This window comes from Acinetobacter sp. ANC 4636, from assembly GCF_054454555.1.
Genome location: NZ_JBTKVD010000001.1, coordinates 201,685 through 224,361, shown reverse-complemented (window position 1 = coordinate 224,361; position 22,677 = coordinate 201,685). Strand labels below are relative to the sequence as shown.

The window sequence follows — 22,677 nt, the reverse complement described above, 5'->3', positions numbered from 1 at the left end:
CAATAACTTCGCCACTGTTCATCTTTAATCAAAAGAGCTACCCAAAGGTAGCTCTTTTATTTTATATAGAACTTATAAACCTAACTTCTGAGCAACATAATCAGCGTCTTTATCGCCGCGACCAGACAGGTTCACGACAATTTTAGTTTCTTTTGGCAAATGTGGTGCTTCGCGCAGCGCCCATGCAACTGCATGTGAGCTTTCTAGCGCAGGAACAATACCTTCTACACGAGATAAAGTCATAAATGCATCCAGACACTCCTGATCGGTTGCTGTGGTATATTCCACCCGACCTAAATCTTTTAAGAAACTGTGCTGTGGTCCTACTCCAGGATAATCCAAACCTGATGCAATAGAGTGTACAGGCAGTGGCTGGCCCTGTTCATCTTCCAAAACATAACATGCCATACCATGAATTTGACTTGGTTTGCCCAATGTTAGAGTTGCAGAATGTTGTGTCGTATCCAGACCATAACCTGCAGGTTCAACACCCACCAACTTGACACTATCTTCATTTAAAAATGCAGTGAATGCGCCGATTGCATTCGACCCACCACCGACACAAGCAACCACATAATCTGGGAATTGCTGAAATTGTGCCTGACTTTGTTGTTTAATTTCATCGCCAATAATTGCCTGAAAGTCACGCACCATTTTTGGAAATGGATGAGGCCCAACCACTGAACCAATCGCATAGATGTAGTTTTCAGGATCTTTCAAATATTCTTCAAAGGCACTATCAACTGCATCTTTTAAAGTTGCTGTTCCACGGGTTACAGAAATTAGCGTTGCCCCTAGAATCTTCATTTTGACGACATTAGGGTGTTCTTTTTCAATATCCACCTGCCCCATGTGAATTTCACATGGAATGCCCACCAAAGCACAGGCTGTTGCAAGTGCGACACCATGTTGCCCTGCCCCTGTTTCTGCAATCACTTTGGTTTTGCCCATGTATTTAGCAAGTAAGGCTTCACCCAAACAGTGGTTGATCTTATGCGCACCCGTATGGTTTAAATCTTCGCGTTTTAAATAAATTTGTGCACCACCGAGTTGTTCGGATAAACGCTTCGCATAAAACAATGGACTTGGACGACCAACATAATGCTGAAATAAATCACTCAGTTCTTGCTGAAATTCAGCAGTATGGCGAATCTGTTCATATGCAGTATTGATTTCATCCATTGCCGCTTTTAAGTGCGGTGGAATAAACTGACCGCCATATTCCCCAAAAAAACCATCTTGAGTTGGTAAAGCAAAACCTTGTAATTGCTGCATTATATTATCCCACTTCATTTATTGTTAACGTGATAAATACCTAGTCATTTCCTCAATGCCTTTTAGGGTCATTGGGTACATCTGCTGTTCAAAAACCTGCTGAATCAGACCAATGGTTTTGGTATATGTCCAATAACGCTGATCTTCAGGGTTCAACCATGCCGTTTTCTGAAAATGTTGCCGGACGCGTTGTAACCAGATTTGCCCCGACTCATCGTTCATGTACTCAACCGAACCACCGACACTCTGTAACTCATAGGGTGCCATACTGGCATCACCAACGAAAATTACCCGATAGTCTGAGCTATAAGTATGGAGTAAATCCCAAGTGGATAATCGAGTTGTATTACGGCGAGTATTGTCTTTCCAGACATAGTCATACAGACAGTTATGAAAATAAAAATAATCCAGATGCTTAAACTCATTTTTTGCAGCACTGAACAAGGCTTCACACTGCTGAACATAGCCATCCATAGATCCGCCGACATCAAACAGCATGAGGACTTTTACACCATTACGGCGTTCTGGAACAAACTGCACATCTAAAATGCCTTGCTTGGCTGTTGCCTGAATAGTGGCGTGAATATCGAGTTCTTGTGCCACACCTTGACGAGCAAAACGGCGTAAATAACGCAATGCCAGTTGCATCTGGCGTGAACTCAACACTTGTTCATCATCTAGGTTTTTATATTGACGCTGCTCCCAAACCTTGACTGCCGAACGTTTACGGCTCGGCCCACCAATTCGGATTCCTTCAGGATGATCACCATAAGCACCAAACGGAGATGTTCCGCCTGTGCCAATCATTTTATTACCACCCTGATGCTTCTTCTGCTGCTCGTGCAACCGCTGTTCAAGTTGTTGTAATAACTCAGCTAAAGAATTGGCTTTTTGCAGTTCTGCTCGCTGCTGCTCAGTCAGGTTTTTTTCAATAAGTTCCAGATCAAACCATGCTTTAGGTAAGTGTTGCAGTTGATTTAAAATTTCTTCTTGAGTCAGGCGCTCAACCCCGTCCATATAAGCTTTAAATGCGCGATCAAATTTATCGAAATAACGCTCGTCTTTTACCATGAGCATACGCACAAGCCAATAAAATTGCTCAATATCAGCAAATACTAAATTTCTTTCAATCGCCTGATTTAAATCGAGTAATTCTTGAGTTGTAACAGGAACGCCATATTTTCTTAAAGTATAAAATAGACGTATAAACATAAGTATTGTCCGTTAACGCCGCGACATTTGAGCAAGACGTTCGAGCAATTGTAAATCTTGCTCATTTTTTATCAGTGCACCATACAGAGGCGGCAAGGCTGACTGTTGTTGTAGCATCTGTTCAGGCAAATCATCCACTAAAATAAGTGCTAACCAGTCAATCAGTTCAGAGGTTGATGGTGCTTTTTTTAAGTTCGGAATATCTCTAAGTTTATAAAAGACCTGTAACGCCTGACTGAGCAAATTTTGCGAAATCTGCGGAAAATGTACCGCAACAATTTTCCGCATCATGGCTTCATCTGGAAATTCAATATAATGAAAAAAGCAGCGACGCAAGAAAGCAGTCGGCAATTCTTTTTCATTGTTTGAGGTAATAATCACGATGGGGCGTTGCTTGGCATGAATGGTCTGATTGGTTTCATAGACATAAAATGACATTTTGTCTAATTCATGCAGCAAATCATTTGGAAACTCAATGTCTGCTTTATCAATTTCATCAATCAACAAGACACAGCGTTCAGTGCTGGTAAAAGCCTCCCATAATTTTCCAGGCTTAATATAATGCTGGATATCATAAACGCGGCTGTCACCAAGTTGACTATCGCGTAAGCGCGACACCGCATCATATTCATATAGCCCTTGTTGAGCTTTAGTGGTCGACTTGATATGCCATGTAATCAGTTTCAAACCAAGACTAGCAGCGACTTGCTCTGCAAGTAAAGTTTTCCCTGTACCTGGCTCGCCTTTAACCAATAATGGTTTTTCCAAAGTACAGGCAGCATTCACTGCAAGTTTAAGTCCATCTGCCGCAATATACTGTGATGTTCCTTGAAACTGCGCTGTCGCTTTGGCAACCATAAAGCCTTCCTTTTGCTAAAGTGGAGCAGTCTTCTTGGTTTGTTGAGATTTAGATTGTAAAAATTTTAACCAGAAGAAACCCACCATACTGCCTAAACCAATCACAAATAAAATTGTAGCTAGATTTACCCACATCAAATTATGATCATGAGTAACAATACCAAACATGAGTCCAAATACAGCAGGAGCAATTGCAGCATTACTCCCATCTGAAATGCTCGGCGTCACCATAAATGCAAACGCAATCCACGTCGACATTGCACAAAACTTTGGATACGGCCTAGTCATTAAATACCACAGCAGCAAAACAAGAATTGCACCTGCAACATACACACTCACTGCAATAATATTTTCAGGAACCACTGTGAGAAATGTCATTGTTTGATGCACGATGCTTGTATTCATCGTTAAGCGCCTCGCAATCCTTCAGGTTCGACTGCATTTGCATTAATAAGGCCTTCTGGTGGAACTTGAATAAAGAAACCCTTGGTTTGCAAAGAGTCCATCACATGCAATACATTGGCGCGCGCCAACTTGCGTGTTTCGGTTAACTCAAGATGCATGACAAATGTTGCGCGCCCAAAAGCAACGCTTAACATTTCTGGAACATTCGCAAATGGATCTTCATGCGCCTGCTCTGCATTTTGACGTGCAACATACAAATACATTTCATCTTTTTTGCTAGAGCGATAAATATCACAATGCACAACCATAACCACGGCACTCTTATAATACAGAAATAACAATATCGAAAATAACCGAATCTAGCATCATTATTGACGCTAGAGTCAGCAATATTCTATAGGATTTTTTGAGTTATTGGCGAACTTTCATCTGCTCAGCTAGATTTTCCTGATCTTGCTGCAAGATTTCGAGCAATGGCTGGGTGAGTAATTCATAGCGCCAACCCATGAGGTAACTGGACAATTTTTGTGTTGTTTGCGGCATAACAATATATTGATAGAGCTCATTGAGCCACTTCTTACGCATAAGTACCGCATGTGGGATACTGGTCTGTTCAACCACCCCACCAATCATACGATCGATCTGCTCTGCTACTGGCTTGGAAATATGCTTGACTGGTCGTGGAATGCTGGCAGGCCAAAGCTCTTTCTCTGGTAAATATTTCAATAAGTCCAGAATAAGCTTACCGTACTCACGGATAACATTTGGACGAATATGCTTAATGTGCGAGAGCTGAAAATGGTTACGCGGATTTTTTTCAACTAAATCAATCATGCTCGAATTTTTTAACAAAAAGCTCCGTGGGATATTTAAGCTTTTTGCAAATTGTTCTCGCCAGATACTCAACTGCTGTAATTGCATCAGTTGGCGACGTGAGTGGCGATAATTTCCAATATCGGTATATAACAACTCTATTGGCGTTTGCTGTGCAATTTCTTCAGTCAAGTGTTGACAATCTTCTAACACAAACTCAAGCAAACCTTTCTCTTGGAGTTGCGACTTTAATCGTTGTGCCAGATGATTCAGATAAATAACATCGTTGGCAGCATAACAGAGCTGTTTATCGGACAATGGACGAGCCAGCCAGTCTGAACGCGTCTGATCTTTTTCAATATCAATGTCGATCATTTGCTTCAACGCATTTTGATAACTGACCTGTAAACCATGCCCTAAAAATGACATCGCAACCTGTGTATCAAATACATTATTTAACTGGTGAATTTGAGCATAATGATAAATTAAATCAATGTCTTCACCACAGGCATGGAAAATATTTTGCTGGGCTGTTGCCAATTTTTTCCAGAACTCAGTCAAATCTAAATTTACACCGTCTAGCAAATAAGTTTGCTCAGAAACATTGATCTGGAATACACCTAATTTTGGCCGCAGCGTATCAACCTTGATAAATTCACTATCGAGTGCGTAAATGGCACTTTGGTCCATGGCAGCTAAGACCATCTCGAGTTCGGGTTGATGCTGAATAAAATGATACATGTTCTTGCAAAATGCGTGATGCATTACCTCAAAGGTGAGAAAAATAACGCTAAACCGTTTTACATATTAACCGATGAATCAGAAACCTGTCGATTGCGATAATTGTCAACAATTTAAAAAAACCACTCCTATTGTTATATTTTTGACCAAGCAATAAAAGTCATTTTATTGTTTTTATAATCTGCATATTTTAAACAATTTTAATTTAAAACTAAAAACCACTCAAATGATAGGTTTTTGAATGGCGAACTGGATTATTTCAATTGCATACGATGATGCAAGGCTTGGCTTAACGTATGACTATCAACATACTCAAGCTCGCCACCTTGTGGTACACCTTGAGCAATTCGCGTCATGCTGACAGGTAAAGTCTTACACGCTTCCAAAATATAATGTGCTGTTGCCTGACCTTCAATCGTCGCATTAGTTGCCAGAATCACTTCCTGAATCTGCCCCTGTTTTAAGCGTTGAACCAATGCGGGAATACCAATTTCTTCAGGTCCAATACCATCTAACGGCGACAAATGCCCACCAAGTACATAATATTTCCCATGAAATCCAGCGCTTTGCTCAATTGCCATAACATCGGCAGGAGATTCAACCACACACAGCACCGTGTCATCTCGACGTGGTGATGCACAGATCTCGCAAATTTCATCCTCACTCAGTGAATGACACACATGACAGCTTTGAATATAGGTTGCCGCTTCATGCAAAGCATGGGCAAGTTGAAAAGCACCTTCACGGTTTTTCATCACCAGATGCAGCGCCATACGCTGAGCCGACTTTGGCCCAACGCTTGGCAAGGTGCGTAATGCTTGAACAAGCTGTTCAAAACGGGGACTAAACACCAAATAATCCCTTAGAACAAACCAGATAAACCAGGTGGCAAACCTGTGCCAGCATTTGCAGCTTTCATTTTTTCTTCTGAAATTGCTTCAGCCTGACGTGATGCATCGTTCATTGCCGCTGCAATCAAGTCTTCAACCATGTCTGCTTCGTCTTGTAGCAACTCTGGGTTAATTTCAATACGTTTTACCACATGACGGCAAGTCATAGTGACTTTTACAAGACCACCACCCGCTTCAGCATGTACTTCAGTTTGTGCCAACTCTTCTTTGGCTTTTTTAATATTGCTTTCCATGTCTTTTTGCATGCGCTGGGCTTGCTGCATCAGCATATTAATATTCATCAGATTGACTCCAAAATTAAATCAGATCGAGACCACGAGAAAGGTCGGCAATAATATCATGAATATCTTCCAAACCAACCGATACACGAATAAGACCTTCACGAATTCCTGCAGCAGCTTTAGCCGCATCGGATAATTTACCATGTGTCGTGGTCGCCGGGTGAGTAATGGTTGATTTTACATCGCCCAAGTTACCAGTAATTGAAATAAACTGGGTACTATCAATTACTTTCCAAGCTGCTTCACGACCACCTTTCACTTCAAAAGATACAATGCCGCCAAAGCCAGATTGCTGTTTTGCCGCCAATTCGTGTCCGACATGTTCAGGTAAGCCTGCATAGTAAACTTTCTCAACTTTATCGTGCTGATTGAGCCACTCAGCCAGTTTTTGTGCACCTTGACAGTGTGCATTCATACGCAAACGCAAAGTTTCCAAGCCTTTTAAGAATACCCATGCATTAAATGGGCTCATAGACGGGCCAAGGGTACGCACCACACCAAACACTTCTTCAAGTAATTGATGTTTACCGACCACTGCACCGCCTAAAGCACGCCCCTGACCATCGATATATTTGGTTGCAGAGTAAATCACAAGGTCTGCACCAAACTTGACTGGTTGCTGCAAAGCAGGCGTACAGAAGCTGTTATCAATTGCCAACAATGCACCATGTGCATGTGCCAGATCAGAAAGTGCCTGAATATCCGCAATTTCAGCCAATGGGTTTGATGGAGATTCAACAAAGAATAGTTTGGTTTCTGGACGAATCGCATCTTGCCAAGCTTGCAAGTTGGTCAAATCTACAAAATCAACTGCAACGCCAAATTTACCAATATATTTTTCAAACAGGCTGACCGTAGAACCAAACACAGCACGTGAACAAATCACATGATCGCCCGCTTTTAAGTACGCCATCGCAATTGCCAAGATCGCACCCATACCCGAACCTGTTGCCACTGCACGTTCTGCACCATCTAAGGCTGCCAGACGTTTTTCAAACATGGCAACTGTTGGATTGGTGAAACGTGAATAAATGTTGCCTGGCTCTTTGCCTGAGAATTTTGCTGCAGCTTCAGCAGCGTTGGCATAGACAAAAGATGAAGTCAGGAAAATCGGTTCACTATGTTCACCCTCGAAACTGCGAGTGTGCCCTGTACGGATGGCTAAAGTATCTAATTGATATTGGGAATCGTCGTGCTGGCTCATGAGCTCTACTCTTTATATAACGCTATGCATAGAATCAAAACTGCCAACATTTTGAGCGCCTTATAGCCAATCGGTCAAGGTAAAATATTTCATGATTATGCTGTCGCTATGCATTTTTTGAGCAATTATTGGTTTCACAACCAAGTTTCAGCTCACAAATTTGCTATTTGCATCGATTTTCAGCAATCGTTTAAATTTATAAGGCCATTTTACATTGCCGATCTTATCAAAATTGGTTATATCAATAGCAGAAGATTGCCATTTCAGTATGCAGTGATTTTGGCATATTGATTGCTTTAAAGCTCCCAATCCATATTATCAAGGACTTATCATGACCATCTCATCTGTTGCATTCCTCGGTTTAGGTGCTATGGGCTACCGTATGGCAGCACATTTACCGAAACACTTTGAGCAAGTTCTAGTTTGGAACCGCACAGAAGAAAAAGCCAAACAACATGCTCAAACACATGCAACACAAGCAGTTTCTTTAGAACAAGCCGTACAAGCCGATATTATTTTTTCTTGCTTGCCGACCAGCCAAGACGTTGAAAACCTGATTAACAGCGTCAAAATCAAATCAGGCGCAATCTGGGTCGACTGCACCAGTGGTGTTCCTGCGAGCGCACAGCAACTCGCAGCGAAGCTTAAACAGCATGGTGTTGACTACCTTGATGCACCTGTGAGCGGGCAAACTGTTGGAGCTGAAAATGCGACATTAACTGTTATGGTGGGTGGCGATGCAGCAGCCTTTGAACGTGCTTTGCCTGCCATGCAAGCGGTTGGAAAACTGATTAAACATGTTGGCGAATCAGGTGCAGGTTTTGCAGTAAAAGCGGTCAATAATATGCTCATGGCTGTGCATTTATGTGCAGCTTGTGAGGGTGCAACCACATTAAAAGCGCACGGCGTAAACCTGACAGAAGCATTTGAATGTATTAATGCTTCAAGTGGGCAAAGCACCGTAACCAGCAATATCGTACCCAACCGTATCTTTAACCGTAGTTTCCCACTAACTTTTGCTTTGCCACTTCTGGCAAAAGATACAGGCATCGCGGTTGATCTGGTACGTGAAGCCAAACTTGCTGCGCCTGTGATTGGTTTATCACAAAGCCTGATTCAAGCTGCCAATGCCTTAGCTGAAGAAAACAGTGACTTCTCTACTGTGGCAAAAATGTACGAATCATGGAGCAAGATTACAATTGAGTAATCTTTAAACATTGCAATTTGGCGCAACTGTATCCATATTAACCTTGTGTATAAACACATATCGTTACAAATAAAGGAACAGCTCATGAAGAAGTTTTCAGTTGCGCTTATTGCGATGTTGGCGGGATTGTTCAGCATCAATACGCTTGCAGCCTCTGAGCAGGAATGTCAAAAACTCAAAGATGACTATAATCTGATTTATGCGTCAAAAGGTTATTGTTTTAGCGATCCTGAAGCCAAAGCAAAATATGGTAACGACAACTGTCATACCACCAAACCAAAATTTTCTGATAAAGAGCAACAAAAGCTTGACCAGATCAAAGCTCGTCAGAAAGAATTAAGCTGTAAATAATTCAGCAATTTAAGGAAATACGTTATGGCATATAATGACCAAAATATTTTTGCAAAAATTTTACGTGGCGAAATTCCAGCAATTAAAGTCTATGAAGATGACCGCGTACTTGCATTTATGGACATTATGCCGCAAGCCGATGGCCATACTTTGGTTATCCCAAAAGCTCAGGCAGAAACTTTGCTGGACTTGCCTGCAGAAGATGCAGTCTACACCATTCAAATTGTGCAAAAAGTAGCACGTGCCATTGAAACTGCACTCAATGCACAAGGCATTGTGCTGATGCAACTTTCGGGCGAAGCCGCAGGACAAACTGTACCCCATGTGCATTTTCATCTGATTCCAAGTTCAGTACATAAGCTAGGGCGACACGCTGCAGAAATGGGCGATCAGGAGAAAATCAAAGGCTTTGCAGAAAAAATTAAAGCTGCACTAGCATAAAAACATAAAAAAAGGAGCAATTGCTCCTTTTTTCTTATTTAATTTTAAAATAGTTTGATAAAAAACAATAATTAACTAATTAAACCTTCATCACGCATTGCGATTTGCACAGACTGGCGCACAGCTACTTTGTTACGTAACTCAATAATGTGCTTATATGGATTAAGCTCATGCTTAATGGGCGTTGACCAGTTGGTCAGTACAAACAAATAAGCGTCAGCAGGACCAAAATTATCGCCAACCAAGTATTCGGTATCCGAGTTGGCAATCGCCTGATCAATATAATCTAGCAATCGGTCTATTTCCTGATAGGCTCTAGATTTTTCTTCATCTGTCAGTGGTTTACCAAAAAATATAGCATACGCATCATGCAATTCTGAATTTAAGAAACCCAACCATTCCAACACTTTAGCACGTCCCAAACCTGAGGGTGGAATCAAGTCCTGATGCGGATCATGCTGTGCCAAGAAAGGTAAAATCGCAACCATTTCAGTTAAAATCAGGCCTGGGTTAATTTCTAAAGCTGGCACATAGCCTTTTGGGTTAATTTGATAATAATCACCCCCTTTTTCTGTGGTATGGGTTTTTAAGTTGACTTTTTCCAAGTCAAAATCAACATTAATTTCATTTAATATAATATGGGCTGCAAGTGAGCAAGCCTCTGGCGAATAATACAGCTTCATAGCTTGTCTCTCGTCCTTTTTCTATGTTTTTTACTCTGACTTTATTGTTTTAAAACGCTACGATACAACTTGCAAGTACTGAATCACGAAAATTGCAAAAAAGTACATTACTTGCAAAAAAACCATAAAACTTATTTTCTGTTGTCTAAAGCGATAGCACCATCGTATGGATGAGAGATTTTTTATTTGACTTGCTTAAATCGCGACTTAAAATATCGGTTTTTTAATCCATTGAATTCCATTCTTATGAGTAACGAGCAACTTGAACCACAAATTGTTGAGTTAGACAATTTGCACGAGCACCGTGAAATTGTGACATTTATGCGTCGCTCGTCCCCGCTAAATACTTCACAACGTACCGCGCTGGAACAACATCGTGACTTTATTTTGGAATATCCAGTCGGTGATTTACGTCAGCATTTTTCGCATCCTGAACGTCCATTGACTGTTGAAATTGGTTTTGGAATGGGTCGTTCACTCGTACTCATGGCGCAAGCCAACCCTGAACGTAACTACGTCGGGATTGAAGTACATATTCCTGGTATTGCCCAATGCGTTTATGAAGCAGGCGAAGCAGGCTTAGACAACCTGAAAGTGCTAGATGCCGATGCGATTCAAGTTTTGCGTGAAATGCCAGATGCCAGCATTAACTGTGTACAATTGTATTTTCCAGATCCATGGCAGAAAAAACGTCATTTCAAACGCCGTTTTGTGGTCGATGAACGTATGACTCTAGTAGAACAAAAACTGGAACTTGGCGGTACATTCCATGCTGCAACAGACTGGGAACCCTATGCAGAATGGATGCTTGATGTCTTAGACAATCGGGAAAACCTAGAAAATCTGGCAGGCAAAGGCAACAGCTACCCTCGCCCAGAATGGCGTCCTCTGACCAAGTTTGAACGTCGTGGTTTAGAGTCAGGTCACAAGATTAATGACTTTATTTTTAAAAAAATTAAATAATTGATTTTTAGCATAATGCCAAGCTAATTTGGCATTATGCTTTCCCCAAGAGAACCAACAATAAAATTTTAATAATTCAATTAATTACATACATCAAGACTTCATCAAAGCCATACCACTGGACAGCCTCACAGTAGATTAATTTATTTTTATAATAGAATGCTAAGCCTGTTAATAATCGGTCTGTTTAAACAGGAAATGCCATCACACCATGATATTGCAGCATTTGCCAAAAGCCTGTGACGCGAGCGAACCCTGCACGGTGCAATAGCTGAATATTCTGTTCAGGACTCAATAAATGAAAATCTTGCTGTAATCGCTGACGCATTTTCTGACTTTGCTCAGGTGTTAAACCTGTTTGCTCACACACCTGTTGCAGCATAGCAAGGTCACTCTCCTGCTCAGGTTGAGTCAAATCAACATTGAGCAATATACCCTCTGACTTTAAATGCCGATAAATAGACTGGAAAAAATCCTGTTTTTTTGATGGTTCAATAAAATGAGCAACCAGTATGCTTAAGACGGCATCGTACTGCGCAGTTGAATCCAAGCAGTTTAAATCCCCTTCAACCCACTCAATTTGAGTCACCCCTGCCAAACGCTGCTGCGCTGTTTCCAGCATGGCGGCAGACAAGTCTAATGCAGTAAATTGCCAGTCGGGATGCTGCTGGTTCAAATAAGCCAGCTCATAACCTGTGCCGCAGCCCACCACCAAAACTCGTGCTGACTCTGGCAAATAGTGTTGTAAAATTGCCGCGATCTGCTGATGAATCAGCTCATAACCTGGTATGAGCTTGACGATGTGTTGATCATAACTGGCAACCACTTGCGGGCTATGAAAATTTTTTGCCATTTTATCCTCTTGATTTTGTTATTTTTCATCATCTTAAATCATGGGTATCAATATAAAGGAATCTGGGATACTACTCTAGCTTATTGACCTAGAAGTTCATTATCAGAAAAACGTCAAAGTCTCTGACTTATTTTATGTTGCCGTATGTCTGCGCTGAATTGCATGACTCAATTGTTGATAAATCTCTGCTAAATCAGCCTGTTGTTGATGCTGCAAGATATCTTGATGCATCTTCAGAATCTGTTGATCCTGACGTACTGCAGGCCCTGTTTGTACATCTTTAGGGTCAAACTGCGTAGCTTTTTGCGCAGTTTCCAGAATTAAAGGATAGAGTAAGCTAAAATCGACTGCTGCACCATCTACCACCCGTTTAGCCATGTCATAACAATAATTGCTAAAGTTACAGGCAAATACCGCCGCCAAATGCAGGCTCAAGCGCTGTGCGGATGAATAGACATACACTCGCGAGCTTAACTGCTGTGCTAAATCTTGCAATAAGATCAAATCTTGTGGCTGAGTGGTTTCAAGTAGTAAAGGTACATTTTTCCAATCTACTGATTTTTCGAAACTAAATGTTTGTAATGGATACAGTACCCCACAGCGTACATGATGCTGCTGTAAAATCTGAAGGTCTGTACTACCTGAAGTGTGCAATACCAATGTATTCGATAAATGTTGAGGTAGCTGCTGAGCAACTTGCGCAATTGCCTGATCTTTTACCGCGATGATTAACAAATCAATCTGGTGATCTAATTGCTGTAACTGATCTACTGCACCAGCATGAACCTGTATCGCAAGCTGCTGAGCATGCGTCAAATTTGGGCTATAGACTTGCTGAATCTGATGTCCCGATTGTTGTAAGGCCATTGCCAAATGAGTAGCGACACGCCCAGAACCAATAAAACTTATTTTCATGATGATTTTCTCAAGCACTCCACAATAAAAAAGCGCCAGATATGGCGCTTTTCAGATCGGCAACAGATTATGCTTCTGGTGCTGGGCTGTATTGTTCAACCAAAGGCTGTAATTCGCCTTTTTGGAACATGTCTAGCATAATGTCGCTACCGCCGATTAACTCGCCATTGATCCAAAGCTGTGGAAATGTTGGCCAGTTTGCAATTTTTGGTAAAGCTGCACGAATATCTGGGTTTTCCAAGATATTCACATAAGCAAACGGACGACCAATCTGACTGAGTGCTTCTACTGCACGTGCAGAAAAACCACATTGTGGGAATTGTGGTGTGCCTTTCATATATAGAAGTACAGCATGTTTAGCAATTTGATCACGAATTAACGCTTCAGTATCGCGTGCTTGTTCAGTCATAGATAAATCCTCAACTATTCTAGGCGGTATTATACCTAAAACTTAGGAATAAGGTGGGTATGTCGAGAATTTTTCTGTTTTTCTCTTATTATGACTTTCCATCTGTGGCAGATTTTGTTTATATAAACCTTTTTTAATCTAAAACCAATACGAGATTATCATGAGTAATATTACCCTTGCTCCGGTACAAACTGATCAGCCTTCTCATCTAATGGCAACTTATGGTCGCCAACCGATCAGTTTTGTGCGAGGACAAGGTTCGTATTTATATACTGAAGATGGTACAGCTTACCTCGATGCGCTAACAGGGATCGCGGTTTGTGGTTTGGGACATGCACACCCTGTAATCGCACAAGCTATTGCAGAACAGGCTCAAACCCTTGTTCATACCAGCAACCTGTTTGAGATTCCTTGGCAAACTGCCGCAGCACAAAAACTGGCAGAAGTATCTGGTATGGAAGAAATCTTCTTTTCCAACAGTGGCGCAGAATCCAATGAGGGTGCAATTAAAATTGCACGTAAATATGGACACCAGCAAGGTATCCAGTCACCAAAAATTATTGTTGCTGAACATTCGTTCCACGGCCGTACTCTGGCAACCCTTTCAGCAACAGGCAATGCCAAAGTGCAAGAAGGCTTTGCTCCTTTAGTGGAAGGTTTCTTACGCGTTCCATTTGGCGATATTGAAGCAATCCAAGAGCTAGCTTTAGCTCATCCTGATATTGTGGCAATACTGGTTGAGCCAATTCAAGGTGAAGGTGGCGTCAATACTGCTCCTCAAGGATTTAGTTACTTAGAAGAAATTCGTCAGATCTGTAACCAGCACCAATGGCTGATGATGCTTGATGAAGTACAGACAGGTAATGGTCGTACAGGTAAATTCTTTGCTTATCAACACACCAACATTGTTCCTGATGTATTAACCACGGCGAAGGGCTTAGGAAATGGTTTCCCGATTGGTGCTGTAATGGCTCAAGGTCGTGCTGTAGGCGTGTTACAAGCAGGTAACCACGGTTCAACTTATGGCGGTACAGCTTTGGGTTCACGTGTGGTATATACTGTGCTTGATACACTTCAAAAAGAAAATATTGTTGAGAATGCTGGAAAAATTGGTCAATACATTGTTGATCAGTTACGTAGCCAACTTAGCGGGTTAAATGTGACTGTGCGTGGTTTTGGTATGATGATCGGGATCGAATTGCCGAAAGCCTGTGGTGCATTGGTCAATACTGCTCGCGAACAAAAACAATTAATCATTAATGTGACTGCGGGCAACGTTGTACGTTTATTGCCAGCGCTGAACATGACGCAAGAACAGGCAGATGACCTGATTCAACGTCTTGTACCACTGATTAAAGACTTCTTGCACAACTAATCTGTCTCATCACAGATTATCCCTTTGTTGTATTTATTCCATAGGAAAAATCCAACGGATCCAGCAAAGAAGCACAGTCATTGATTGAAAACCGAGTTAAGTCATTAACTCGGTTTTTTATATTGGGTTGAGTGTATTTAAGCAGATTTACGTTCACATTTAGTCAGTAAAGCGATCCATTAGGATTGTTCAGTAATCATTTCAACACTGTAGGCTTAGAAACTCATGTTTACAGAAGATCTTAAAAAACGGAATTTAAAAAAAGATTGCAAAGGCTAGAAAACTGATTACGAAATCAATAGAGATTTAGAATCAATGTCCGTCATCAGCCCATTTTATTTTTTCACTTTACTAAAGTAAAAATGATAAAAAACCCAACAGTCAGCAACTACATTTATCTTTAAAAATACAAACGCCCAATGAAAATTCATCAGGCGTTTGTTTAAAACAACGTATCATTCTATTTCAGAATAAGACTCTTTTTTAATTTTTAGAAATCAAAAAAATCGACATTACCTGTTTGTAGTGAATACTCAGCACCCACAACAATCATTTTACCTTTAGCAATCAGACTTTCTAATACTGCTGAGCCATGACGTAATTGATTAACTGATGCAAAGACGTTTGAACGTACTGCATGTTCTGAAAGTTTGCAAAGATCGTGTTTAAGTTCAGTCTGCATCAAAATCTCAACCGATGGACGCACACGATTGACAATTGACATCAAGTTGCTTGATGGTGGGCTGTCAGGATTCATCAAAGTATCAATGGTTGCCTGAATAGCGCCACAGTGACTATGACCTAAAACGACCACAACAGCACAATCATAGCGTTCTGCTGCAAATTCCACACTTCCCACTTGAGAAGGCGCAACAATATTACCTGCAACACGAATTACGAATAGATCACCCAAGCCCTGATCAAATACAATTTCAGCAGGAACTCGAGAATCCGAACAACCCAAAATAATTGCAAACGGATTTTGGTCTGTTGTGAGTAGTTCACGGTGTTCTTGTGAAACGAGGTCAGGAATTGAGGATTTCCCATTTACAAAACGCTCGTTACCTTGTTTTAAACGCTCTAGGGCTTCTTGTGCCGTTAACATGTTATTTCCCATTCGCTTTAAATTGAAAAATCAACAACATTCTAAAACTGCATAACACGCTTGTCACTGACTAAAACATCCTCTTTGTAGAACTTATTGGTCTGAATTTCGTAATTCAAAGCACTTTTTTCCCAAGTTTTTTTAATTTGCATAAAATCTATCTCTAGCATCTATTTTTTTAGACAAGGTATACTGAAAGCTTTCCATGTTGATTTTGATTGTCTATGACTGCCACTGCTGCACATCCTCGTATAGAGCAATTAATTGAAGCTCATCTCGATTTTTTAGAGCAGGAATTCTCTCAACCTAAAAATCTGCATGATGAAGTTCAGGCGTTTTTTCATTGGTTTACAGAACAAAACTTGCAGGATTTGTGGGACTTTCAAAGTTTGTTTAATTTGCTGGAACAACAAGTCTTAAAAAACCAGTTAAGCTCATTTTTTGTTGAACAATGTGTAGAGCATATTCGTTTTGCTTTGGTACATGACCTCAATGATCATACAAAAATTGCAGATATCTTCGATGTCATGACCATTGACAAAATTGCTCAATATGTTGCGAGCAAAACTGAACATCGTCACAAATTAATTCATCGGGTTGTGAATCATCCTGCTTTTTCTGCCATGATTTCCCAACTGATTCAGCAAGCTTTAGAAGATTATTTCGAACATAGTATGGGCAAGCGTGTCCCAACTGTTGGGCGTTTTATGAAAATGGGCAAATCGGTGTTTGAAAGTGTCACAGACTCACGCTTTGAACAGACAGTGGCACATTATTTACAAAAAAATATCGTAAAATTGAGCCAACTGAGCGAACAAGTGCTGAATCAGCATTTTGACAATGACAAGCTCTATCATTTTCAGGCGAATCTGTGGCACAAAATCAAAGCCTCGCCACTCAGCGTGTTTAAAAATTATATCGTCCTAGAAGACTTGCCACATACCGTTGGGCTTGCACATGAGGTTTGGAATCATCTGCGTCAAACGGACTATTTAAAACAGCAGCTACATGATGGTTTATATACGTGGTATGTGCGCAATCAGGAGCGTAACTTCCGACAATTACTACGTGATTTAAATATAGATGAAGGCTTACTCATGCAGCAGTTACAGCCATTATTTGCATCTGTTATGCAACAAGCAATTAGCTCAGGCTTTTTAAGACAACGCGCACGTGGTTTTTTAGAACGCTTTTATTATGCTGAAACAACACGGCAAATTTTGGCCTTCGACAACAATCAAGAATAGGGTCTGATTAAACCTGAACTTTCTTTCGTTTAAGCTAAGATTGCCAAACCGTATCACTCTAGTGCTACTGCTTGTCTCTGTGTGATAGCTGACAACTAATCATTGATCAGCGATAGATCGGGCTGTAGAAACAGCTCTTCATGCAAATAAATATAGTCAAAACTTTACTCAGCACTTTAGCTGTAGCGTATAAGCTAGGCTTTTAAGATCAGTTATTTTTTCAGATCATAAAAAAACCTCCATTACTTATGGAGGTTTTGGCTTTACAGCAAACGCTTTCGTTATTATTTAAAATAAGCGCCTTCAGCCTGAGTATGGTCAGTTTGGTCAACCACACGTTGCAGCTCAGGAATATGTTCGCGCAAAGTCGTTTCGACACCCTGCTTCAAGGTCACATCGATTGCTGAACAACCCTGACAACCACCACCAAATTTTAGTACTGCGGTTAAACCATTCTCAGCGTCATCTTGGACTTCAACCAACGAACAGCTACCGCCATGCCCTGCAAGACCTGGGTTAATTTCAGCTTGCAACACATAGATGATACGCTCTTCAATCGAAGCATCTGGACCAACACGCGGCACTTTCGAGTTTGGTGCACGGAAAGTCAGCTGACCACCAAAGCGATCTTTGTTATAGTCGATTACAGCATCACGCAAATACGGAATCGATGGACGATCAACAAAGGCAGGAAAATCTGGATAATCTTGTTTATAGTCTGTTGGAATTACTTCATCTGGCGCACTATAGGCCATGCAGCATTCAGCACGCGGCGTTCCTGCGTTTTCTACAAAAACACGAACACCAATGCCTGGAGTATTTTGTTTTTCCAATAAATCACTTAAATACTCTTGTGCAGAGGGAGTAATCAATAAATTTGGAATTTCCTCTGCGTCTGTCACTTTAGTGCTGATGTTCTCAGTCGACATAACGTTTTTCCTCAATATGAAGATTGTATTTTAACTGAAGATATGGGGGAATTGAGAAAAATCAACTAAAATTGTCGGAATTCTTTTATGCCCGCATATCGCCTCTATGAAACCTGATCGGAATTAAGCGAAAATCTTATGTTACCTTTACCGTTTAACCACACCATTACCTTAATTATTATCACTGTTGCGATCTCGTTGTTGGCGTTTTCCAAGCAACAGGTCATGAACCGACTAATTTTTTGGCCACCTGCTGTTCAACAAGGTCAATATGATCGTTTCTTTGCACATGGCTTTGTTCATGCCGATGGTACTCATTTGCTGTTTAACATGATTACCCTGTTTTTCTTCGGTAGTGTCATTGAACAGTTTTATCGCCAATACTTAGACAATATGGGTTTTGTGCTATTTTATTTTGGGGCATTAATTTTTAGTATCTTGCCAAGTTATCTAAAACATAAGAATGATTATCAATGGGCAAGTTTAGGGGCTTCAGGTGCCGTTTCTGCTGTACTGTTTTCTTATATTCTGTTTAAACCCTGGAGCCTAATTCTGGTCTTTTTCATTCCCATGCCCGCGATTGTTTTTGCAATTTTATATGTAGGCTACAGCATTTGGTCAAGTAAACGTCAAGGTAGCCACATTAATCACAGCGCACATCTCTGGGGAGCACTCTATGGTGTTGTTGTCACGATTGTAGTTAACCCGGCAGTGATTGGTTACTTCTTTAATCAAATTCAGCATGTGCCATTCTTCTAATAAAAAGCTACATTTTTTAGCAAATTTGATCATTTATGTTATGCCTTTTGCTGTATTGGGATACATAATGAATCATGATCGCAGTAAATGAAAATAAGGAAGATCAATGTCTGCTCCTGAAGGATTACAATTTCCAATTGACCCAGAAACCCATCGTGCCAGTACCTCGCACACAGGCAAACAGATTATTTCTGAAGCACTGGCTTTAGTTGACAACAAATTGTCCCAGCAAGTGCTCAAGGAAAAAAACTGGCGCAAGCGTTACCCGCATTATTTTAAGGCAATGGTATATCAAGGTATTTTATATCAGGATAACCCTTTCAAGATTGCCAGTCAGGGCTTACATAAGGCACATCAATTATTTGAATTTTACCGCAACAATCAACACCACTCGCTTAAAGACTTTATGCGAGTACCACACATTCAGAATTTACACAGCATTACAATCAAAGGAAAAGGTCAGCATACGCCAGAGTGGTATGTTCCCTATCATGGTCAGGAACTTAGAGGACAAGCCTTACTTGATCAGATTACGACTTGGGAACAGCAAGGCATTATTGAACCTAGCCATGCGGAGGCCTTACGTGAGGTTTATGCACATCCAGAATGGCTCGATTTGTCAAACTATCACATGGTGCTGTTTGGAGCAGGTTCAGAAGCAGGTCCTCTGACTTGGCTTTGCAAATGGAAAGCCAATATTGTGGCAATTGATCTGCCTAATGAAAAAGTTTGGTCACGTATTTTAAATACAATAGAACAAGGCAATGCAACACTGATTGCACCCAGTCAGGAACCTCTTGCAAATGACTATTCGATCAGTGAGTTAAGCCATAAACTGGGTGCGAATTTGCTGACCCAGACACCTGAAATTGCAGGTTGGCTAGCTCAAATGCCTCAGCGCCTACATATGGCAGCAATCGCTTATTTGGACGGTGAAAAACATGTCCGCGTTGCGATGGCAATGGATGCAATCATGCAGTATGTCAGTGAGCAAAAACCTGACTCCAGCCTGATGTTTATGTGCACCCCTACTGACGTCTATGCGGTTCCTAAACATGTGGTTGAGAATTGCAAACAAAAATCCAGAGAGCGCTCTACGATTGAGAAATTGCTTGCCAAAGGTGTTTCGCAGCTGAGTATCCGTCATTTCCTGAAACCGCATTCTCGTGAACTCTATCATTCTAACAATGGTAAAGATTATGCGATTGCCGATTGTCTGGTTATTGAACAAGGCCCTAACTACGCTCTTGCTAAACGAATTCAGCAGTGGCGAGCAATTATAGCACGAGAGCAAGGTCAGCATGTCTGTATCAATATCGCACCATCGACCACCACACACTCTGTGACTAAAAACCCATTACTTAGAGCTGCATTTAATGGTGCACATTTATTTAATGTAGAAGCTTTCCAACCAGAAACCACCAATGCACTCATGGCAGCGATGTGGATTCATGACCTACGCAATCCGAAAGCCCTTGCTAACCCAAACAATCAGTTAGATCATCCACTGGAATTGCTCATGAATGGCGCCAATCATGGCGGTATGTGGAATGCAGCTTATCTGGTTCGAAGTGCATTACCATTCGCTGCAATTTATGGGTTAGTGGCCGATAAATTCCCATTAAATAAAAAATAAGTTGTTGTCTTTGACTGTTTAACAGAATTATTAAAGAACAAGACACAAAAAAAGCTTTGCCGAGGCAAAGCTTTTTTTATGAATCTGTTTTTGGAAGTTAATTAGACAAAGCGTAAAAACAACCAGTATAAACCACCAGATAAACAGATGGTTGCAGGTAAAGTCAGTACCCAGGCTGAAATAATATTACGGATAGTGATCCACTGTAAACCAGACTTATTGGCAACCATAGTTCCTGCAACCGCACTATTTAAAACATGTGTAGTTGATACAGGTAAACCAAAACTGTCTGCCGCGGCAATCGTACTCATCGCAACCAGTTCAGCCGACATACCTTGAGCATAGGTCATATGGTTTTTACCAATACGCTCGCCCACTGTTATCACAATGCGCTTCCAGCCAACCATAGTCCCCAAGCCTAACGCTAGAGCAACTGCCACTTTCACCCATGTTGGAATGTATTGTAAGAAACCATCTAAACTTTTTTGATAAGCTTTCACGGTTTTTTGCTGTGCTGCATCCCACTTTGGTAAGGCTTCAGCTTTATCCAAAGTTTTCAAAGCACTGGTACTTAAATACATTTCATTGCGAATTTGGCTGACTTGCTGCTCAGGAATATCTTTTAATGATTTGTATTGTGACAACTCTTGCCCTAAATGATGCGTTGTACTTGCCAAAGCTGGTAGTACATCAGGTGTAACCTTTTTATTTTGAATGTACTGAGTCAAAATAACGCGGGCTTTATCGTCTTCAATATGAGCATAATCTGTCGAAATCGCAGGCGCTGTTTGCTGAGATAACGTAATAAACTGACTAACCTGATTATTGTCCAGATTTTTGTTGAGTGAATATGCTAACGGCACTAACCCAACCAAAATCAGCATAATCAAGCCCATACCTTTTTGACCATCGTTCGAGCCATGCGCAAAACTTACACCCGTACAGGTGAAAATCAATAAAGCACGGACAATCGGTGGAGGTGGTGTATGACCATTTGGTGCATCAAACAGGCTTAGCTGACGTTTAAAAACAAACTTCACCAAGACAAAAACAATCGCTGCAAATGCAAAACCGATCAATGGTGAAAATAACAAAGCCTTCCCAACTTTGAGAAGCTGTGTCATATCAATACCGCTGGTTCCTGTAGAAGCATTCAACAAATGATTCATTAACCCCACACCAAGAATGGAGCCAATCAGGGAATGTGAACTTGAAGCAGGAACTCCCAGAAACCACGTACCAAGATTCCAGATAATTGCAGCAATAAGCAAAGCAAATACCATGGCAAAACCTGCACCACTGTTGACATTGACAATCAACTCAACGGGTAGCAAGGCAATAATACCGTAGGCAACCGCACCACTTGCCAGCATCACACCAAGGAAGTTACAAAATCCTGACCACATCACTGCAACAGGTGCAGGTAATGCATTGGTATAGATGACTGTCGCGACAGCGTTGGCGGTATCGTGGAAACCATTGACGAATTCAAACCCCAATGCAATGAGCAAAGCGGTTGAAAGTAAAATTACTGAATATAAATTTAATGGCGGAACATGTGCCAGATCAGCACTGACTTGAAAACCGATGTAAATTAAGGTCGAAATAATGACCGTTAACAATACAGGCACAAAAAACTTAGGAGTTGGTGCATGTACATTTTTTGATTTCGTTGAATCAAATTGTACTGACTTTGGCGCAGAGGGAATATTCGAATTCATGCAGTCATGTAAAGAGGATCAAAAAGTCCTCTTATTCTTCATTTAAATTATGACAATTATATGACATTCCCTTTCACAGAAAAATCAATTTTTAATTTTTTAGCATATTTTGAACGAGTTGATAAAAATCTGATCTATTTTAATTCAATTACACTTTGTCTTTACACCAACACATCATTTGGCTGTTGACTAAATTGCCATACAAATATTGCAAATTAATGAAATTTTTAGCTTGTATGAATTTTTTTGGAAAAAAATGAGCTATCTGCAACCCAGTTAACGCTTTTTTGCACAGCATAAAAGTGTAATCAATAAAGCTTATAAGAAACCGATATGATTAAAATCGCTATTTTTGCTCAAAAAACATCAATCATGCGTATAAT

24 protein-coding genes are annotated in these 22,677 nt (G+C 40.8%); 8 read left to right on the top strand and 16 right to left on the bottom strand.

The annotated features are described in order from the left end of the window. Window positions 1-72: 72 nt before the first annotated feature. The 9 genes from trpB to ACX1N5_RS01055 form a co-directional block, all read right to left on the bottom strand. Window positions 73-1,275 (bottom strand): tryptophan synthase subunit beta, encoded by a 1,203-nt coding sequence (gene trpB / locus ACX1N5_RS01095; RefSeq protein WP_458800142.1) that lies wholly within the window; start codon window positions 1,273-1,275, stop codon window positions 73-75. A 24-nt stretch (window positions 1,276-1,299) separates the two neighbouring features. Continuing rightward, on the bottom strand, window positions 1,300-2,487 hold the full coding sequence (locus ACX1N5_RS01090) for a vWA domain-containing protein (RefSeq protein WP_458800140.1): 1,188 nt from the start codon (window positions 2,485-2,487) through the stop codon (window positions 1,300-1,302). Between the two features lie 12 nt (window positions 2,488-2,499). Next, window positions 2,500-3,345 carry an AAA family ATPase gene (locus ACX1N5_RS01085; RefSeq protein WP_458800138.1) on the bottom strand — a complete coding sequence of 282 codons (846 nt, stop codon included), beginning with the start codon at window positions 3,343-3,345 and terminating at the stop codon, window positions 2,500-2,502. Window positions 3,346-3,360: 15 nt separating this feature from the next. Beyond that, window positions 3,361-3,750 carry a hypothetical protein gene (locus ACX1N5_RS01080; RefSeq protein WP_458800136.1) on the bottom strand — a complete coding sequence of 130 codons (390 nt, stop codon included), beginning with the start codon at window positions 3,748-3,750 and terminating at the stop codon, window positions 3,361-3,363. A gap of 2 nt (window positions 3,751-3,752) precedes the next feature. Next, window positions 3,753-4,052: a YcgL domain-containing protein gene (locus ACX1N5_RS01075; protein WP_116726537.1), complete on the bottom strand. Its 300-nt coding sequence runs from the start codon at window positions 4,050-4,052 to the stop codon at window positions 3,753-3,755. Window positions 4,053-4,161: 109 nt separating this feature from the next. Then, a complete protein-coding gene (locus tag ACX1N5_RS01070) occupies window positions 4,162-5,304 on the bottom strand; it encodes a ribonuclease D (protein WP_458800134.1) in 1,143 nt (380 codons plus the stop codon). A gap of 254 nt (window positions 5,305-5,558) precedes the next feature. After that, complete coding sequence (gene recR, locus ACX1N5_RS01065) at window positions 5,559-6,155, bottom strand: recombination mediator RecR (protein ID WP_116726353.1); 597 nt, start codon at window positions 6,153-6,155, stop codon at window positions 5,559-5,561. A gap of 11 nt (window positions 6,156-6,166) precedes the next feature. Beyond that, the gene (locus ACX1N5_RS01060) at window positions 6,167-6,499 is read right to left on the bottom strand and encodes a YbaB/EbfC family nucleoid-associated protein (protein ID WP_322782728.1); all 333 of its coding nucleotides are present in this window, start codon (window positions 6,497-6,499) and stop codon (window positions 6,167-6,169) included. Between the two features lie 13 nt (window positions 6,500-6,512). Beyond that, entirely contained in the window at window positions 6,513-7,700 is a 1,188-nt protein-coding gene (locus tag ACX1N5_RS01055) for an O-succinylhomoserine sulfhydrylase (protein WP_458800132.1), read from the bottom strand. 331 nt (window positions 7,701-8,031) lie between these two features. Between ACX1N5_RS01055 and ACX1N5_RS01050 the strand changes: the two genes are divergently transcribed. The 3 genes from ACX1N5_RS01050 (at window position 8,032) to ACX1N5_RS01040 (ending at window position 9,699) form a co-directional block, all read left to right on the top strand. Next, window positions 8,032-8,907: an NAD(P)-dependent oxidoreductase gene (locus ACX1N5_RS01050; RefSeq protein WP_458800130.1), complete on the top strand. Its 876-nt coding sequence runs from the start codon at window positions 8,032-8,034 to the stop codon at window positions 8,905-8,907. 84 nt (window positions 8,908-8,991) lie between these two features. Next, window positions 8,992-9,258 carry a YARHG domain-containing protein gene (locus ACX1N5_RS01045; RefSeq protein WP_458800128.1) on the top strand — a complete coding sequence of 89 codons (267 nt, stop codon included), beginning with the start codon at window positions 8,992-8,994 and terminating at the stop codon, window positions 9,256-9,258. A gap of 24 nt (window positions 9,259-9,282) precedes the next feature. Beyond that, window positions 9,283-9,699, top strand: coding sequence for an HIT family protein (locus ACX1N5_RS01040; protein WP_458800126.1), 417 nt, complete (start codon window positions 9,283-9,285; stop codon window positions 9,697-9,699). Between the two features lie 71 nt (window positions 9,700-9,770). Here ACX1N5_RS01040 and ACX1N5_RS01035 read toward each other — a convergent pair whose 3' ends face one another. After that, complete coding sequence (locus ACX1N5_RS01035) at window positions 9,771-10,382, bottom strand: glutathione binding-like protein (RefSeq protein WP_458800124.1); 612 nt, start codon at window positions 10,380-10,382, stop codon at window positions 9,771-9,773. A 246-nt stretch (window positions 10,383-10,628) separates the two neighbouring features. Here ACX1N5_RS01035 and trmB point away from each other — a divergent pair, with 246 nt between their 5' ends. Further along, window positions 10,629-11,345: a tRNA (guanosine(46)-N7)-methyltransferase TrmB gene (gene trmB, locus ACX1N5_RS01030; protein ID WP_458800122.1), complete on the top strand. Its 717-nt coding sequence runs from the start codon at window positions 10,629-10,631 to the stop codon at window positions 11,343-11,345. Between the two features lie 187 nt (window positions 11,346-11,532). Here the strand turns inward: trmB and ACX1N5_RS01025 are convergent, their stop codons facing one another. The 3 genes from ACX1N5_RS01025 to grxD all read right to left on the bottom strand — a co-directional run bounded on the left by ACX1N5_RS01025 (window position 11,533) and on the right by grxD (window position 13,522). After that, window positions 11,533-12,198 carry a methyltransferase domain-containing protein gene (locus ACX1N5_RS01025; RefSeq protein WP_458800120.1) on the bottom strand — a complete coding sequence of 222 codons (666 nt, stop codon included), beginning with the start codon at window positions 12,196-12,198 and terminating at the stop codon, window positions 11,533-11,535. Between the two features lie 132 nt (window positions 12,199-12,330). Then, window positions 12,331-13,113 carry a Rossmann-like and DUF2520 domain-containing protein gene (locus ACX1N5_RS01020; RefSeq protein ID WP_458800118.1) on the bottom strand — a complete coding sequence of 261 codons (783 nt, stop codon included), beginning with the start codon at window positions 13,111-13,113 and terminating at the stop codon, window positions 12,331-12,333. 67 nt (window positions 13,114-13,180) lie between these two features. After that, a complete protein-coding gene (grxD, locus tag ACX1N5_RS01015; RefSeq protein ID WP_458800116.1) occupies window positions 13,181-13,522 on the bottom strand; it encodes a Grx4 family monothiol glutaredoxin in 342 nt (113 codons plus the stop codon). A gap of 160 nt (window positions 13,523-13,682) precedes the next feature. Here grxD and ACX1N5_RS01010 point away from each other — a divergent pair, with 160 nt between their 5' ends. Further along, window positions 13,683-14,897: an acetylornithine/succinylornithine family transaminase gene (locus ACX1N5_RS01010; RefSeq protein ID WP_458800114.1), complete on the top strand. Its 1,215-nt coding sequence runs from the start codon at window positions 13,683-13,685 to the stop codon at window positions 14,895-14,897. A 490-nt stretch (window positions 14,898-15,387) separates the two neighbouring features. Here ACX1N5_RS01010 and ACX1N5_RS01005 read toward each other — a convergent pair whose 3' ends face one another. Continuing rightward, window positions 15,388-16,002 carry a carbonic anhydrase gene (locus tag ACX1N5_RS01005; RefSeq protein WP_131380858.1) on the bottom strand — a complete coding sequence of 205 codons (615 nt, stop codon included), beginning with the start codon at window positions 16,000-16,002 and terminating at the stop codon, window positions 15,388-15,390. Window positions 16,003-16,226: 224 nt separating this feature from the next. Between ACX1N5_RS01005 and ACX1N5_RS01000 the strand changes: the two genes are divergently transcribed. Further along, window positions 16,227-17,249: a hypothetical protein gene (locus tag ACX1N5_RS01000; RefSeq protein ID WP_131380860.1), complete on the top strand. Its 1,023-nt coding sequence runs from the start codon at window positions 16,227-16,229 to the stop codon at window positions 17,247-17,249. A gap of 284 nt (window positions 17,250-17,533) precedes the next feature. Here ACX1N5_RS01000 and nfuA read toward each other — a convergent pair whose 3' ends face one another. Then, complete coding sequence (gene nfuA / locus ACX1N5_RS00995; RefSeq protein WP_131380862.1) at window positions 17,534-18,178, bottom strand: Fe-S biogenesis protein NfuA; 645 nt, start codon at window positions 18,176-18,178, stop codon at window positions 17,534-17,536. A gap of 138 nt (window positions 18,179-18,316) precedes the next feature. Here nfuA and ACX1N5_RS00990 point away from each other — a divergent pair, with 138 nt between their 5' ends. Together ACX1N5_RS00990 and ACX1N5_RS00985 are read left to right on the top strand one after the other, a co-directional pair. Then, the gene (locus tag ACX1N5_RS00990) at window positions 18,317-18,937 is read left to right on the top strand and encodes a rhomboid family intramembrane serine protease (protein WP_004753173.1); all 621 of its coding nucleotides are present in this window, start codon (window positions 18,317-18,319) and stop codon (window positions 18,935-18,937) included. A 106-nt stretch (window positions 18,938-19,043) separates the two neighbouring features. Continuing rightward, window positions 19,044-20,573, top strand: coding sequence for a hypothetical protein (locus tag ACX1N5_RS00985; protein WP_131380863.1), 1,530 nt, complete (start codon window positions 19,044-19,046; stop codon window positions 20,571-20,573). 101 nt (window positions 20,574-20,674) lie between these two features. On the opposite strand, the gene ACX1N5_RS00980 is transcribed toward ACX1N5_RS00985, so the two are convergent. Further along, window positions 20,675-22,294, bottom strand: coding sequence for an inorganic phosphate transporter (locus ACX1N5_RS00980; RefSeq protein ID WP_116726366.1), 1,620 nt, complete (start codon window positions 22,292-22,294; stop codon window positions 20,675-20,677). Window positions 22,295-22,677 lie beyond the last annotated feature (383 nt).